The sequence below is a fragment of the Paenibacillus sp. EB106-06-01-XG199 genome, assembly GCF_058791575.1.
The window spans coordinates 530,477-546,085 of sequence record NZ_JBYTDQ010000002.1; the positions used below are offsets into that span (position 1 = coordinate 530,477).

Annotated in this window: 13 protein-coding genes; all 13 read right to left on the reverse strand. The window is 52.8% G+C overall.

Translation table 11 applies throughout. The annotated features are described in order from the left end of the window. Positions 1-82 precede the first annotated feature (82 nt). Positions 83-2,323 carry a Stk1 family PASTA domain-containing Ser/Thr kinase gene (gene pknB / locus AC3WT9_RS08335; protein WP_341378330.1) on the reverse strand — a complete coding sequence of 747 codons (2,241 nt, stop codon included), beginning with the start codon at positions 2,321-2,323 and terminating at the stop codon, positions 83-85. Further along, positions 2,320-3,096 carry a Stp1/IreP family PP2C-type Ser/Thr phosphatase gene (locus AC3WT9_RS08340; RefSeq protein ID WP_341092445.1) on the reverse strand — a complete coding sequence of 259 codons (777 nt, stop codon included), beginning with the start codon at positions 3,094-3,096 and terminating at the stop codon, positions 2,320-2,322. The genes pknB and AC3WT9_RS08340 overlap by 4 nt, the downstream gene beginning before the upstream one ends. A gap of 6 nt (positions 3,097-3,102) precedes the next feature. Next, on the reverse strand, positions 3,103-4,143 hold the full coding sequence (gene rlmN, locus AC3WT9_RS08345) for a dual-specificity RNA methyltransferase RlmN (protein ID WP_038590574.1): 1,041 nt from the start codon (positions 4,141-4,143) through the stop codon (positions 3,103-3,105). A 179-nt stretch (positions 4,144-4,322) separates the two neighbouring features. Further along, positions 4,323-5,807, reverse strand: a complete 1,485-nt coding sequence (rsmB, locus tag AC3WT9_RS08350) for a 16S rRNA (cytosine(967)-C(5))-methyltransferase RsmB (RefSeq protein WP_341378329.1) — start codon at positions 5,805-5,807, stop codon at positions 4,323-4,325. Further along, positions 5,804-6,742, reverse strand: coding sequence for a methionyl-tRNA formyltransferase (fmt, locus tag AC3WT9_RS08355; RefSeq protein WP_341378328.1), 939 nt, complete (start codon positions 6,740-6,742; stop codon positions 5,804-5,806). Before fmt ends, rsmB begins: the two co-directional genes overlap by 4 nt. Before the next feature lie 5 nt (positions 6,743-6,747). Beyond that, positions 6,748-7,233 (reverse strand): peptide deformylase, encoded by a 486-nt coding sequence (gene def, locus AC3WT9_RS08360; RefSeq protein WP_038590565.1) that lies wholly within the window; start codon positions 7,231-7,233, stop codon positions 6,748-6,750. Between the two features lie 111 nt (positions 7,234-7,344). Beyond that, a complete protein-coding gene (gene priA / locus AC3WT9_RS08365; protein WP_341378327.1) occupies positions 7,345-9,876 on the reverse strand; it encodes a primosomal protein N' in 2,532 nt (843 codons plus the stop codon). Next, on the reverse strand, positions 9,876-11,111 hold the full coding sequence (gene coaBC / locus AC3WT9_RS08370; RefSeq protein ID WP_341092437.1) for a bifunctional phosphopantothenoylcysteine decarboxylase/phosphopantothenate--cysteine ligase CoaBC: 1,236 nt from the start codon (positions 11,109-11,111) through the stop codon (positions 9,876-9,878). The genes priA and coaBC overlap by 1 nt, the downstream gene beginning before the upstream one ends. A 340-nt stretch (positions 11,112-11,451) precedes the next feature. Further along, positions 11,452-11,652, reverse strand: a complete 201-nt coding sequence (gene rpoZ / locus AC3WT9_RS08375; protein ID WP_038590559.1) for a DNA-directed RNA polymerase subunit omega — start codon at positions 11,650-11,652, stop codon at positions 11,452-11,454. A 54-nt stretch (positions 11,653-11,706) separates the two neighbouring features. Beyond that, a complete protein-coding gene (gene gmk, locus AC3WT9_RS08380) occupies positions 11,707-12,276 on the reverse strand; it encodes a guanylate kinase (protein ID WP_341092436.1) in 570 nt (189 codons plus the stop codon). 18 nt (positions 12,277-12,294) lie between these two features. Next, on the reverse strand, positions 12,295-12,555 hold the full coding sequence (remA, locus tag AC3WT9_RS08385; RefSeq protein ID WP_006209218.1) for an extracellular matrix/biofilm regulator RemA: 261 nt from the start codon (positions 12,553-12,555) through the stop codon (positions 12,295-12,297). A 51-nt stretch (positions 12,556-12,606) separates the two neighbouring features. Further along, positions 12,607-13,503 (reverse strand): YicC/YloC family endoribonuclease, encoded by an 897-nt coding sequence (locus AC3WT9_RS08390; protein ID WP_341378326.1) that lies wholly within the window; start codon positions 13,501-13,503, stop codon positions 12,607-12,609. Between the two features lie 38 nt (positions 13,504-13,541). Further along, positions 13,542-15,416 (reverse strand): bifunctional homocysteine S-methyltransferase/methylenetetrahydrofolate reductase, encoded by a 1,875-nt coding sequence (locus AC3WT9_RS08395; RefSeq protein WP_341092435.1) that lies wholly within the window; start codon positions 15,414-15,416, stop codon positions 13,542-13,544. Positions 15,417-15,609: the final 193 nt, after the last annotated feature.

Here is a 15,609-nt window from a genome sequence, read left to right on the forward strand (position 1 = left end):
TTTTGCGCAAATGACCCAAGCTTGAAGCTCCCCGGGTCATTTCGCTGCCGCAGCTTCCCTGGTCAAATTCACCAGTTCAGCTTCAGCTTTTCTCTTTGGATATGTTTTTTTCCTTATTTTCACCATTTCTTTTGCTGTCATTCGCAAGTACATTTGCATTCTTGGAGTTGTCCAGCAAATATCCGGTCTGATTCTGACCTACTTCACCCGTATTTCCGCCTTCCTCCGTAGGTGGAGACAAAATCTCCGGTTCAATGGTCTCTTCCGGCGGACTTTCGGTTGGCGCCTGAGTAGGTTCAGGTGTAGGTACAGGTGTCGCTGTCGCCGGAGGCTCAGGCACCTGCACAGTTCCGTTTTTGGCATCCGAGTAACGGATCTCAAAAGCCTCAATATAATCTCCGTTCTGGTAGATTGAGACTGCTCCGTCTTTATTCGGGGCAAGGATCAGAGGTACGGATAAGACCTGACTCTTCGCGATCGTGCGGGTTCCCCATTCCTGCTGGGCTCCATCTTTGGTGGCATCAGAGAAAACAATACGGATTTGAGTCTTCTTACCGTCACTTGACGGAGCTACAGGCACTTTAAAGACATAATCAATAGCCTCCGGCGGAAACCCTGTGCTTATGGAAATGGAGACCTTGTCGCCTGGTGCAGCAGTATCCCCTTCTTCATAAGGCCATTGCTTCATCACCTGTCCCTTTTCAACGGAATAACTGGTATCTTCCTTGACCTCATCAAGAACAAGGCCCAGCTCCTCCAGCTTCGCTTTTGCCTGCTTCTGGGTTGAACCGGTAAGATCAGGCATAGTAACCGTGTCTTTGCCTTGACTGACATAAAGCTTAATAGAGCTCGTCTCGGGATCATAATCACTCCCCGCAGCCGGTTCAGAACGAATGACCTGTCCTTCAGGAATGTTATCATTGTGCTCTTCTGCCGGGGTGATCCGTTCCTCTTCCACACCCTCTGCAATTAGCGCTTTAACGGCTTCGTCGTAGGTTTGTGTGGACAATTCCAGCATTTTAGATGGAGTCTTTTCTGTACTGACCGACAGGATGATATGCGTTCCTTCTTTGACGATTGTTTCAGCTTTTTTACCCTGTTCCCATACGATATTCTCAGCGAAATCCGGGTTGTACTGCATAACCGGTTCCGCAATGAGTCCTACCTCATCCAGCATGGAAGTGGCTTTCTCAAGCGTTTGGTTAACCACATCCGGCACTGTCACTTCGTCAACGACCAGCTTGGCATTTACATACCACACAACACTGCCCATAGCGAGCAAGATTACAAGTGTAAGACTAATCCATAAAGCTGGGCGGCCCCATCTCCGCTTACCTGGGCTGGAAGGAATGATCTCATCCTCTTCCCGCTGCATTTGCATCCGGTCTTCACCGCCGCTGCGGTTGCCAAGCCCCCGCTGGAGCGGCTTGATCGCCGGAATAATCCGTGTTCTGTCCTCGTCATCCCCGTCATCGTGGAACAGGGATTTGGCTTCACTGCGCCGCTCAGGCAGCAGGCATGTCTCTAAATCCTGCAGCATCTGCTTGGCCGATTGATAACGTTCCTCCGGATTTTTACGCATGGATCTCAGGATTACATTCTCCACACTCTGCGGAATCAGCGGATTGAGCAGACGCGGCTCCTCAAATTCCTCCTGCAGATGCTTTAGCGCAACACTGATCGGACTTTCGCCCAGAAACGGCAGCACGCCCGTCAGCATCTGATAGAGCACAATACCCAAAGAATAGAGGTCAGATTTCTCTCCAGTGGTCACACCCTTGGCATGCTCCGGGGAGAAATAGTGCACTGAACCTACAACTGAACCCGTCTGGGTGATTGTAGTGGAAGTAACAGCACGGGCAATCCCAAAGTCCGTTACTTTAACCCGTCCATTGCGGCCGATCAGAATGTTATGAGGTTTAATATCGCGGTGAATGATCTGGTTCTGGTGGGCATGGTCGAGCGCATCGCAAATCTGTGAAGCGATACGCACCGATTCATCTACCTGTAACGGAGCCCGTTCCTTAATGATCTCATTCAGGTTCTTGCCTTCTATATATTCCATTACAATATAATGAACTTCGTCTTCTTGCCCCACATCATATATACTGACCACATTCGGATGTGATAAAGATGCGGCTGATTGCGCCTCCCGCCTAAACCGGCGGATAAATTCCTCATCATGCACAAATTGATTGCGCAGCACTTTAATGGCGACGTTCCGGTTGAGCAATATGTCATGCGCTCTATAGACAAGCGCCATACCGCCTCCACCGATCCGTTCGATGACTTGGTAACGGCCGCCCAATTCGTGACCGATCATCTATTCCACTCCTTTGTTTCGGGCACAGCGGCCTCTCCTTGATGTTCTAGCATAGCGAGGCTGATATTATCGCCGCCCCCAGCAAGCAATGCCAGCTGAAGCAACCGATCCGCTCTTTCCTCTAACGGTATTTCTTGTATTCCAGCAACCTTACCCATATGCTCCAGGCTGACAAAATTACTCAGGCCGTCACTGCATAGCAGCAGAAGTTCCCCCATTGCCAGATTGACAGGAGCCAGATCAGCATGGACCTCGGGATCCGTCCCCACCGCTCTTGTCAGCACGTTGCGGCGCGGATGGTTGTCGAGCTCCTCCAGGCTGATCTGGCCGTTCTTGAACAGCTCATTGACCAGCGTGTGATCCTCGGTTAATTGCGTAGCTGCACCGTCCTTAACCAGATAAGCCCTGCTGTCCCCTATATGGCCAATATATCCCGCTGACCCCTTCAGTAGAACAGAAACGACTGTAGTCCCCATATTATGGTACTTCTCGTCGCGCGAAGCCTCGCTGTGGACAATACCATTGGCTTCTGTAATTGCGGCAGCCAGCGCCTCCCGCAGCTCTTCCTCTGAAAGATCAGGCTGTAACCCTTCAAGGGCATTCCTCATCGTCTCCAAGGCGAGCCGGCTTGCGGTGTCGCCAGCCAAATGTCCGCCCATTCCATCGGCGATAATACCGAGAGTATAACCGTGGCGCGTCGCACCGATCCAGACCGAATCCTCATTGACGGTACGTACCCGGCCAATGTCGCTGGCATGAACTGTTCTGATCAAATATCCTCACCCCAACTCCATATGTTTGGCGCGCAGCTGTCCGCATGCGGCCGCAATATCATGGCCCTGCTCACGGCGGATGGTAACATTCACACCCTGATCGGCCAAAATACGCTGAAATTCAAAGATATCATTACGTGAAGTTCTTACATACTTGCGCTCCGGCACATGGTTAACCGGAATCAGGTTGACGTGGCACAGCATTGTTTTGAGGACCCCCGCCAATTCCTTCGCATGCTCTGGCTGGTCGTTTACTCCGCCGATCAGTGCGTACTCGAAGCTGATACGACGCCCAGTCTTGGCCTGGTAGTAACGCAGAGATTCAATCACGTCGTCAAACGGATAGCGGCGGTTCACCGGCATCAGCTTGGAGCGCAGGGCATCATTTGGCGCATGAATGGAAATGGCCAAATTGATTTGTGTATCTTCCTCAGCGAATTTGTAAATGTTCGGTACAATTCCGCTGGTAGAAACGGTAATATGGCGCTGGCCAATATTCAGGCCTTTTTCATGGATCATAAGACGCAGGAATCTCATCGTTGCGTCATAGTTCTCAAAGGGCTCGCCTGTACCCATAATTACAATGCTGCTGACACGCTCGCCGCGCGCATCAAGAATTTGCTGTGAACGGACGACCTGGGCAACAATCTCGCCTGCGGTCAAATCGCGTTTCAGCCCACCAAGTGTGGAAGCACAGAAGGTACAGCCGATCCGGCAGCCTACCTGTGTCGTTACACACACGCTATTGCCATAGTTATGTTTCATAATAACTGTCTCGATCGCATGATCGTCATGCAGACCGAACAGGAATTTCACGGTACCGTCCTTGGACTCCAGCTTCGTAATCTCGGTAAGGGCATTGATGCTGAACTGATCATTCAGCTTCATGCGCAGCGCCTTGGACAAATTGCTCATGGATTCAAACTCGCTTACCCGCTTTACATACAGCCAGTCGAAGATTTGCCCGCCGCGAAAAGCGGGCTCACCGTTATCTTTCGCCCACTGCTGCAACTCTTCCAAAGAAAAATCATATATTAAAGGTTTCATTATATTCAGCACCTGTTCTTTCATGAAGTATCAAAATGTATTGATTATACGCTTAGGTTATGCGTATTATTTCTCATTCTTCCTATTTTAACACAAATTTCAGAGACGGTAAAAGAAAGCCCGCCACGCACAATACCCTGCGGGCGGGACAACTGTAAATCCCTTGCCGATTTACTATTTTACAAGAGTCGTTCCAGCCGGGCAATATAGAACCCATCGCTTCCAAAATGCTGCGGCAGGAGCTGTATGCCCTCTCCTGCGGCAACTGCAGTTTCTTCAAGACGCTCCCATACAGTGGAGCTGAAAGTCACAGGTGCAAATCCAGGATTATTCTTTAGAAAATCAGCGACAATGCCGCTGTTCTCCGCCTGCTCTGTCGTGCACGTACTGTAGACCAGCACGCCCCCGGGTTTCAGCAGTCTGGCAACCGATTGCAGCAGCTCGCCCTGCAGGGCGGCAACACTGGCGACATCCTCCGGCTGCTTGCGCCACTTCAGATCCGGCTTGCGGCGGATTACGCCAAGGCCGGAGCATGGGGCATCCAGCAGGATGCGGTCAAAGGATTCCGGCTCAAGCGTATCCACAAGCTCAAGTGCATCGCGGCTGCCTGTTGTTATGGACTCCAGGCCCAGCCGCAGCGCCTGATCTGCAATCAGCTTTGCTTTATGTTCATGCAGATCATTGGCATAGATGCAGCCTTCGTCTTTCATCAGCTCAGCCATATGCGCGCTTTTGCCGCCCGGGGCAGCGCAGCAATCAAGCACGTTCATTCCCGGCTTAGGATCAACAGCTTCAGCCACCAGCATAGAGCTCTCATCCTGGATCGAGATGTATCCATCACTGTACCAGGAGGTTAATGCCAGATTACCTCCACCTTTTATAACAATCCCGTACGGGCTTACTCTTGACACAGAGGCTTCCATTCCCTCTTGCTGCATCTGTGCCAGCAGATTGTCCCTGCTGATCATCGTTGTGTTCACCCGCACGCTGACCGAAGGTGGTTCATTATTGGCCGCACACATGGCTTCAGCCGTTTCTATACCATACTCAGCTGCCCAGCGCTGCACCATCCAGAGCGGATGCGAATGGAGAATGGAAATCCGTTCCTCCCCGCTGAGTCCTTCTTTCAGTACAGGCAGGTTACCGGCCCGCAGCACGCTGCGGAGAACCCCGTTGACCATTCCCGAAATCCCTTGGTGTCCACGCTTCTTGGCTATATTCACAGCCTCATTTACGGCTGCATGTGATGGAATCCGGTCGAGATACATGATTTGATACAGACTAAGGCGCAGCAGATTGCGCACCCAAGGCTGCAGCTTGGCGATTCCCTTAGTCACGAAATCTCCCAGTACATAATCCAGCGTTAACATCCTAGAGATGCTGCCGTATACCAGCTCGGTGACAAGTCCCGTATCTTCCCGGCTAAGCCCCGATTTCTGCAGACTGCTGTTGAGCAGCAGGTTACTGTAAGCTCCCTGCTGTTCGACCCGGACGAGAACATCGAGAGCTACCTCACGGGCAGAGTCTGCCGACGATTTGCCGCCAGCAGCGCCCTTGCGGTTTGGTTTGGCATTTGACCCTTTTGCGCCAGGCCCCGTATTCTCCACTTTCGAAGAGGGGGCCTGTCCACTTCGTCCTGCGCCATTGTGGCCGCCCGCGCTCAACCGAGCACCGTCCCGGGCTTCATGGCCGCGCCACGGCTGAAGTCGCCAGCGCTCATCGCTTTTTTGCCAGCAGGCTGCACTGAGGTCAACAGCACAACTCCGTCGCCGGTCTTCACCTCGACGCCCCGCTCGTTAACAGCTAATACCGTGCCTGGCGCAGACGTTCCACCTGTGCTGTTCCCGTCAGGCTTTGCTGCTGCCCACACCTTGAATGTTTCACCGTTCCAGAGTGTAAACGCGCCGGAGAACGGGACCAGTCCCCGAATGCGGTTATAAATTTCGCGCGATCCGGCATTCCAGTCAATCCGCTCGTCTTCCCTGCTGAGATTCGGCGCATAGGTGGCTTCACTGTCGTCTTGGCGCGTAGCCTGAAGGCGACCGGTAGCCAAACGCGGCATTTCCGCCTTCAGCAGATCCCGTCCGGCAAGACTCAGCTTCTCAAACAATACCCCTGAAGTATCTTCATCTCCGATGGGAACCTCAACCCGCGATATCATATCCCCGGTATCCAGCCCTTCCGCCATGTACATCAGCGTGACTCCGGTGACCTGCTCACCGTTGATAATACAGCGCTGAATCGGCGCTCCACCACGGTATTTCGGCAGCAGCGAGCCATGAACATTGACACAGCCGTTCACGGGCAGCTCCAGCACCGATTTGGGCAGAATTTGACCGTATGCCGCAGTAACAATCAAATCCGGCTTATAGGCGGCAAGCTCTGATACGGCTTCCGGCCGGCGCAGCCGTTCTGGCTGCAGGACGGGCAGCCCCAGAGACAACGCCGCCTCCTTCACCGGAGTTGGAACAAGTGTCTTCTTGCGGCCTTGCGGCCGGTCAGGCTGGGTGACAACAGCCACAACTTCGTAGCCTTCCTCCACCAGCATCTGCAGGGAGGGCACCGCAAAAGCCGGCGTTCCCATGAACACTATTTTCATTTCATTCACTCCTCGGTTTCACTGCGTTCAGCTGTATATTCATATACCTTCTCGGCAATATCCGTGAACACTACTCCGTTGAGATGATCGATTTCATGCTGAAAAGCACGGGCCAGCAGACCGCTTCCCGTAATCGTCACTTCCTTGCCTTCACGGTCAAGGCCACGCACCGTAACAGTCTCCGCGCGGCGCACATCGCCATTTAGCCCGGGAATACTCAAACATCCCTCAGGTCCAAACTGTTCGCCTTCCATACTGAGTATTTCCGGGTTGATCAATTTGATCAAACCATGCTCCTCATCGGCATCCACTACGATCAGCCGTTTCAGGATACCCACCTGCGGTGCCGCCAGGCCAACGCCTTCAGCGTCATACATCGTGTCCGCCATATCGTCCAGCAGCTTCTGGACATTGGGTGTTACTTTCGTTACTGTTTTCGCTGTCTTGTGCAGCACTTCATCCGGTTCTTTCACGATCAGCCTGATTGCCATTACCAAAACACCTTCCTTGTTCTGAACATTTCTATAGTTAGAAAAACGAATTAATAAACCCAATCATGCTTAGAGGCAATATTTCCTTACCCATTGTAACATGTCTTCCGGTTACATCAACATCTGCGGATCAACGTCGATGCTGACCTGCAGTCCTGTGTCACGGACCGAATCCTCCAGCTCTTCAGCCACCTGCTTGGCCAGCCCAATCGCATCTATGGCTCCCCGCCATTTAATGATGCACTGGAATCTGTATCTGCCCTTCAGGCGGGGCAACGGTGAAGCCACCGGTCCCAACAGATCGAGCGCGTCCGTGGACAGCTTATCCAAGCTGCCGTACCAGCGGAGCTGTCTCGCTTTGCCCTGAAGGTTCAGCGCATAATTCTCGGCTAGACGCAGCAGCAGCGGCAGCTGTTCATGTGACAGGGTCACGAGAATCAGCCGGCAATAGGGAGGATAATGCAATTCTTTGCGGTGCTTCAACTCCTCACGGACAAAGGAGCTGTAATCATGGCCGCTGGCATGGATAATCGAATAATGCTCGGGGGTATAGGACTGGACCACGACTTCACCGGGTAGCTGATGCCGCCCCGCCCGCCCAGCCACCTGGGTAAGCAGTTGAAACGTCTTCTCCGCCGCGCGGAAATCAGGCAAGTTGAGTGCAGAATCCGCCGTAATAACTCCGACGAGTGTAACATCGGGGAAATCCAAACCCTTCGCCACCATCTGCGTTCCGAGCAGCACATCCGCCTTTTTGTCCCTAAACTGGTTCAGCAGCTTCTCATGCGAGCCCTTTTCCGTCGTTGTATCCACATCCATCCGGATTACGCGGATGCCGGGGAAAAGTTTGCCTAATTCTTCTTCCACCCGCTGTGTGCCTGTCCCGAAGAAGCGGATATGCTCACTTCCGCATTCAGGGCATACCTTCGGCGAAGGTTCCGCATGGCCACAGTAATGGCATCGCAAATTGTCGCTGCGGGCATGATAGGTCAGTGAGATGTCGCATTCCGGACAGCCCGCGACATAACCGCAGCTCCGGCACATCACAAAGGTGGAAAACCCTCTGCGGTTCAGCAGCAGCACTGTCTGCTCCCCGCGTTCCAGCCTGCTCTCAAGCGCAGCGTGCAGCCTGCGGCTGAACATGGAGCGGTTACCTTCCTTAAGCTCATCGCGCATGTCTACCACATGCACCTTTGGCAGTTCATTGCCAAGCGCACGGCTCGGCATCTCTAGCAGAACTGGAGAGAAGTGAATATCGCTTTGTGCCCGGGAAGCATGATAACTCTCCAAAGAAGGAGTGGCTGAGCCAAGAATTACTGCAGCTCCGCCTTGCTCTGCCCTGCGGACAGCCACATCGCGGGCATGGTACTTCGGATTCTCCTCCTGCTTATAGGAGCCTTCATGCTCCTCGTCCATAATAATCAGTCCAAGATTAGCGAATGGCGCGAATACCGCTGAACGTGCTCCGACGGCAACTGCCGCTTTGCCCTCACGGATTTTGCGCCATTCGTCGTATCTTTCTCCGACAGACAAGCGGCTGTGCATCACCGCCACTCCGCTTCCGAACCGGCCCTTAAACCGCTCAACCATCTGCGGAGTGAGCGCGATCTCGGGAACCAGCACCACCGCCTGCCTGCCCTGGTCTACTACCCGCTGGATGCACTGCAGGTAAATTTCCGTCTTTCCGCTCCCGGTTACCCCGTGCAGCAAAAACACTTCATGCCGCTGCTCATCCACCGTCCGGATAATCCGTTTATATACGGATTCCTGTTCGCCAGTCAGCGGCAGCGGAGTGCTCGGTTTGAAATCGCGTCCCCGGTAGGGATCGCGGTACACTTCAATTTCGCTGATCTCAATGAAGCCCTTGTCTTCCAGCGACTTCACGGTACCGGCTGTAACCTGCAGTACCGACAAAAGATCCTTCATTGGCATGGGTAGCATCGGCTCCATGTCGATCAGGAAGGCCAGCACTTCCTTCTGCCGTGCTGAACGTGCCGGGAAGCTGCCCAGTGATTCGCGGGCTGCGGCAACGCCTATCCCCAAATCTACAGCCTTCAGCTTCTTTTTGCCCATTTTATCCTTAATCGACTGGCTCTCGGACAGCACTCCCCGCCGCAGCATGAACTTCACCGTCTCCGCCGCATCTGGAAACGTCCGGGTCAATTGCTTCATGGAGACCTCCCCGGCACGTCTGACAAAATCGGTGATCTGCTGCTCCTCCTGGTCCGTATCCAGAAACAGCGGAAACAATTCATCCTCAGGGCTCCCTGCTTCCTCTGCCGCTTCTCCGAGGGAGATCAGGCGCTCGGCTTTGCCCTTAAGGGCAGTCGGAAGCATAGCCTGCAAAGCGGAGATCCGTCGGCAGGCATATCTTTGACTCATCCAGTCCCCAAGCTCTACAAGCTCTGGCGACAAAGGCGGGAGCAGATCAAGCACTTCTTGGATGGGTTTAAGGGAAGGGCCCGAGCCGGTCTCTCCCGATTCCAGTGAGACAACAAAACCCTGTACAGTCCGGTGACCAAAAGGAACAGCCACTCTGCTGCCCACTTCAATCCACAGTTTCAGGTCAGCGGGAATCAAATAATCAAATGGCCGGTCAGTGCTGCGCACGGGAACATCGACAATGACCTTGGCTATATCCATTATAAGGCAGCTCCAGCGATACGCTCTGCTGCGAGTCCCAGCAAGCGGCGCGCCACTTCATCTTTGCTTACCAGGGGAATATCCAGCACAAGGCCTTCGGCCCCATAAATAGAGACAATATTGGTATCCGTGCCAAATCCGGCCCCTTCCGCAGCCACATCATTAGCCACAATAAGGTCCAAATTTTTGCGGACCAGCTTGTCCTTCGCGAAGGCTTCGGCGTTTCCTGTCTCGGCAGCAAATCCGATTAGGAACTGCTTGTCCTTCATTTTCCCCAGACTCTCCAGGATGTCGGTTGTCTTAACCAGTTCAAGCGTCATTGTATCGCCGCTCTTTTTGATCTTGGATGGGGCACTCTGCTTAGGACGGTAATCTGCTACAGCAGCGGCCTTGATCAGAATATCGCATGCCTTCCACCGGCCGGCAACCGCCTCATACATCTCCTGGGCTGACTCTACCCGTACCACTTTGATGTCCGGGTCCTGCGGGGGCTTCTCATCCGTACGCGCAGCAATCAAGGTAACCTCAGCACCCATGGCACGCGCAGCACGGGCCAGGGCAAAGCCCATTTTGCCGGAGGAGTCATTGGAGATATAACGGACCGGATCAATCCGCTCCACCGTCCCTCCAGCCGTCACAATAACTTTTTTACCGGCCAGCGGACCGGATGCAGCGCTGTTCTGAAGAGCGAAGAAAGCATCCACACAGCTCACAATCGTCGCCGGCTCCTCAAGCCTGCCTTTGCCTACATAACCGCAGGCCAGCAGCCCTTCACCCGGTTCAATAAACTGCACACCACGCCCGGCAAGAGTATTCATATTGCTGATTACCGCCGGATGCTGGTACATATGGACGTTCATTGCCGGTGCGACCATAACTGGAGCGGTCGCGGCCAGCAGTGTAGTGGACAACATATCATCGGCAAGGCCATGCGCCATTTTGGCGATGATATTGGCCGTAGCCGGTGCGATCAGGACAAGGTCGGCGGCATCGGCGAGGTCAATATGCGATATCGATGACGGGTCGCGTTCCTGGAAGGTATCGCTGTATACCCGCTGCTTCGAGAGTGACTGCAGTGTCAGCTCAGTAATGAACTGTTTAGCCGAGGCTGTCATAATGACATGGACTTCGGCTCCTCTTTGTGTAAGCTTGCTGGTCAAATCCGCTGCCTTGTATGCAGCAATTCCCCCTGTAATGCCAAGAATAATCGTTTTACCCTTGATGTTGTTCAACATGATCTCCCCCCTGTTCCTTTCCTGCGCCAAAGCTCTATAGTTCGGATATAAAATGAAGAAAACTTGAAATTCTAATATTTCGGGCAAGAAGAAACGGCTGCGTCGGCCTATCTCGAGACGGCATCCGTTTCTTCAATGATATAAGGATAATATAGCGTAAATCCTCTAGCCTTATCTCTTTAAAAAAATAACAACCTTCCGGTTGTCAGGAACAGCCCGGTACGGGCTATGGGTCACTAGGTTCATGCGCTGTCAGCCCCTTAACCTAAGAAGAAACGGTAGCGCCGCCTTATACAAAGGCGGTGTCCGTTTCTACAGTAGGCATGGCAAGCTATCCGGACTATTCTTCGCCGCGTGTTACAATGATGCGGTCTTCATAAATTTCTTCCAGGGCAACGCCAACAAACTTGTGGGATCTCGGCGACTTGATATCAGTCTTGCCGCCTTCACGGAGAGCTCTTGCCCGGCGGGCAGCTGCGACAACCAGCGAATACTTGCTGTCGACTTTGGTCATCATTTCATCAATAGATGGATATAGCACGTAAGACACCTCTTCATCTTTTACTGTTAAATATGATCAATCTTGCTGTGCATATCATCTTACCTTACAATGTTCGGCGATAATAATGCTTTCTATTCGCTTACAGGCCAGATCAATCTCATCATTCACTACGGCATAGTCATAATGCCGGATCAAACCAATCTCATCTTCTGCTACGGACATGCGGTGGTTAATCACATCAGGATGCTCCGTACCGCGACCGCGGATGCGGTCCTTCAATTCGTCCATGGATGGAGGAAGAAGGAACACAAAGATGCCTTCCGGGAATTTGTCTTTGACTTTGAGAGCTCCCTGAACCTCGATCTCCAGAATAATATCTTTTCCGCTCTCGAGTGTTCTTTCCACAAAATCACGCGGAGTACCGTAATAATTGCCTACGTACTCCGCATACTCCAGCAGCTGGTCCGCTTCTATCATTGCCGTGAACTGCTCTCTGCTCTTGAAAAAATAATTGACGCCGTTCTCCTCACCCTCACGCGGACTGCGTGTGGTGGCGGAAACGGAATAGATAAGCTCGGGCATCTTCGGCCGCAGCGCGGTACAGACGGTACCTTTACCAACGCCGGAAGGGCCGGACAATATGATCAGCAATCCTTTTGACATAGTACACTCCATTTGTTGTTATTCGTCGTTATCATCATCTTTGCTGGATAAGCGGTGTGCCACAGTCTCCGGCTGAACGGCCGACAGAATGACATGATCGCTGTCTGTAATAATGACGGCCCGCGTCCGGCGGCCGTAGGTCGCATCGATCAGCATATGCCGGTCTCTGGCCTCCTGGATAATACGTTTAATTGGTGCAGATTCCGGGCTGACAATGGAAATAATGCGGTTGGCCGATACGATATTTCCAAAGCCGATGTTGATTAATTTGATTGCCATGTTCCGGTTGTTCCCCCCATAAGTTACATCTTTGCTTGATTGAACTACCTGTTATTCTAAGTTCGCTGCTTGCTCGCGTATCTTCTCCAGCTCAGCTTTCATATCAAGCGTGAGATTCACTAGAGTCAGATGGTTGCATTTCGACCCGATTGTATTCGTCTCCCTGTTCATCTCCTGAATGAGAAAATCCAGTTTGCGTCCTGCCGGCTCGCTTCCCTTCAGCAAAGCTCTGCATTGTTCAAAATGACTGTACAGCCGGGTAAGCTCCTCATCAATGTTACAGCGGTCGGCAAAGGTAGCAATTTCCATTCCGAATTTATGCTCCTCAAAAGGGAAAGTCCCGTCATTCAGCGCGTTCAGCCGCAACCGCAGCTTATCACGGTATTCAACTACTACTGCAGGAGCAAGTGCGGCCATTTCAGCGTGCAGCTCCTCCAGATGCCCTAGCCGGCGCGTTAGGTCAGCGGCAAGATAACCGCCTTCCCGGGCGCGCATTTCCAGCAGGGATTGAAGGCTTTGCTCCAGCCCCAGTTCAAGCATCCCGGAGTACTCTTCAAAGGATGCAAATCCTGTGGCGGCTGCCTCCTCCTTGAGCTCCATTACACCGGGCATAGAAAGTATATCACGTAAAGTCAACTCACCCGTAAATCCGAACTCGTCCTTCAGCGCTTCCGCGGCTTTCAGATAGGACTTGACCGCCGGCCGGTTCAGCATCTGAACGGAGGCTGTCTCTTCAGTGATTTCTCTATTTATGACGACATCTACCCGTCCCCGTTTGATATGATGCAAAACTATTCTTCGCAGCATATCCTCATAACCCGTCCAATCCCGGGGCATCCGCAGCACAACTTCGCAGTAACGGTTATTCACCGATTTGACTTCGAACGTAATCTTGTAACCGCCGAATTGCAGGGATGATTGACCGTATCCGGTCATGCTAAATGACAACGGAATCACATCCATTACACTATTGTAATTGATTATTACTAGCGAAACAAGGGGGACAATTTGCGCCCTTGTTTCTCCCAAATGTACTCCAGCAGCTGGACGCTCATCTCGTAGAACATGAATGGCGTCATCAGATAGATGCCGTTAAAATGCTCTGTCGCCGCATCCAGCAGCTCTTTGGCGATGGCCACGCCTTCAGCCCGGCCAACCTCTCCTTCAAGACCCTGCATACGGCTGCGTACCTCTGCGGAGAGCTGAATACCGGGAACCTCGTTATGCAGGTATTCTGCATTGCGGCCACTTGCCAGTGGCATGATCCCGAGGAATATCGGAATATCCAGATGCTCAGTCGCTTTGGCGATACGGGCGATCAGCTCAGGATCATACACCGGCTGGGTCATAATATAATCCGCGCCGGAAGCGATCTTCTTCTCCAGCCTCTCCACCGCCTTGTCCAAATGTTTGACATTGGGATTAAATGCGGCTCCGATCACAAATTTCGCCTTCTGCTTCAGCGGCTTGCCGGAGAACGCAATCCCGTCGTTCAATTGCTTAATCATCCGGATGATTTCAAAGGAAGTAAGATCATATATCGAGCTGGACCCCGGCAGATCCCCGAAACGGGCCGGATCTCCGGTCACCGCCAGCACATGGTCGATGCCAAGCGCATCAAAACCCATGAGATGTGACTGGGTCCCGATCAGATTCCGGTCACGGCAGGCTACATGCACCAGTGGCCGGAGTCCTGTACGGGCCTGAACCAGATGCCCGAGAGCCATGTTGCTCATCCGAGTTACGGCGAGTGAATTATCCGCAAGGGTCAGCGCATCTGCACCTGCTCTACGCAGCGCATCTGCACCTCTCATAAACTTGGCGATGTCCAGATCACGGGGAGGGTCAAGCTCTACAATAACGGTGTGGCGCTCCTTGACCAGATCGACAAGTGTCGGTTCGCCGCCGCTGCGGCCTTCATCCTCGCCGAGATGTTCCTGCACCACAATCCGCTCCGGGCTCTTCTTCAGAGTCGGTTCTGGCAGCGGCTGCGGAGCATAATCACGCAGTGCAGCCGAGATTTCAGCGATATGCTGAGGAGTAGTCCCGCAGCAGCCGCCGATGATCCGGCTGCCCAGCCCGGCAAACACAGGAGCCATTTGGCCGAAATAATCCGGTGTGGCGCCATAGCGGTACTGCCCGTCCACATAATCCGCTACTCCGGCATTCGGATATACCGACGCCGGAAGGGTCAGACTGCCCTGAAGCGTCTTCAATGCACGCTTGATACCGTTGGGACCGGTCCGGCAATTGAAGCCGATCACATCCGCTCCGTCCTGTTCCAAAATGCGGAAGGCTTCAGGCAAAGTCAATCCATCCAGCGTTCGCGCCGTTTCATCTACAGCAAGCTGGCAAATGACCGGAAGTCCGCTGAGCTTCCGCACCGTCCGCAGTGCCAAATGCAGCTCTTCCACATCGTAGAAGGTTTCCAGCATGATGCCGTCCGGCTGCTCTTCCAGCAGTGCGGTGATCTGCTCCGTGAAATAACGCTTCAGCTCCGACGAAGAAAGATTTGCCCGTTTGCCGGCACGAATGGAACCTACCGCACCGACTACATATCCTGCATCACCGGCAGCTTGCCGGGCAATTCTCACACCTGCACGGTTGATTTCCCCAACCTTTGATTCCAATCCGTATTTGGACAGCCTGTCATAATTGGCAGAGAACGTATTGCTCTCCAGCAGCACGGCTCCAGCTTCAATATAGCTGCGATGCACGTCTTCAATGACCCCTGGAGAGGTCAGATTCAATTCTTCGTAGGAGATGCCGACAGGAAACCCTTTTTGATATAAAAAGGTTCCCATGGCTCCGTCCCCGACCAAAACATTCGTATTCCACGCAGAGCGCAAATCCGGCTTCACCGCAAGAACCTCCCCTATACTGTCATTAGTTTCATACTAATGTAACATAAATCGGGTTGGATGATAAGCATTCAAGCCCAAAAGCCTAACCGCTCCATCACTGCCTCTGCATGGCAAGAAAAGAAATGATTCATACTAGCCTTATTCTTATTTAAGGAGGAGGCTACCTTGAAAAAAAGAACAAGAAGACTAC

Coding starts and splice junctions, on each gene's coding strand:
- def (WP_038590565.1), bottom strand. CDS start 7,233: ATGGCAATCAGGCTGATCGTGAAAGAACCGGATGAAGTGCTGCACAAG.
- priA (WP_341378327.1), bottom strand. CDS start 9,876: ATGGATATAGCCAAGGTCATTGTCGATGTTCCCGTGCGCAGCACTGAC.
- gmk (WP_341092436.1), bottom strand. CDS start 12,276: ATGTCAAAAGGATTGCTGATCATATTGTCCGGCCCTTCCGGCGTTGGT.
- fmt (WP_341378328.1), bottom strand. CDS start 6,742: ATGAAAATAGTGTTCATGGGAACGCCGGCTTTTGCGGTGCCCTCCCTG.
- rlmN (WP_038590574.1), bottom strand. CDS start 4,143: ATGAAACCTTTAATATATGATTTTTCTTTGGAAGAGTTGCAGCAGTGG.
- coaBC (WP_341092437.1), bottom strand. CDS start 11,111: ATGTTGAACAACATCAAGGGTAAAACGATTATTCTTGGCATTACAGGG.
- remA (WP_006209218.1), bottom strand. CDS start 12,555: ATGGCAATCAAATTAATCAACATCGGCTTTGGAAATATCGTATCGGCC.
- pknB (WP_341378330.1), bottom strand. CDS start 2,323: ATGATCGGTCACGAATTGGGCGGCCGTTACCAAGTCATCGAACGGATC.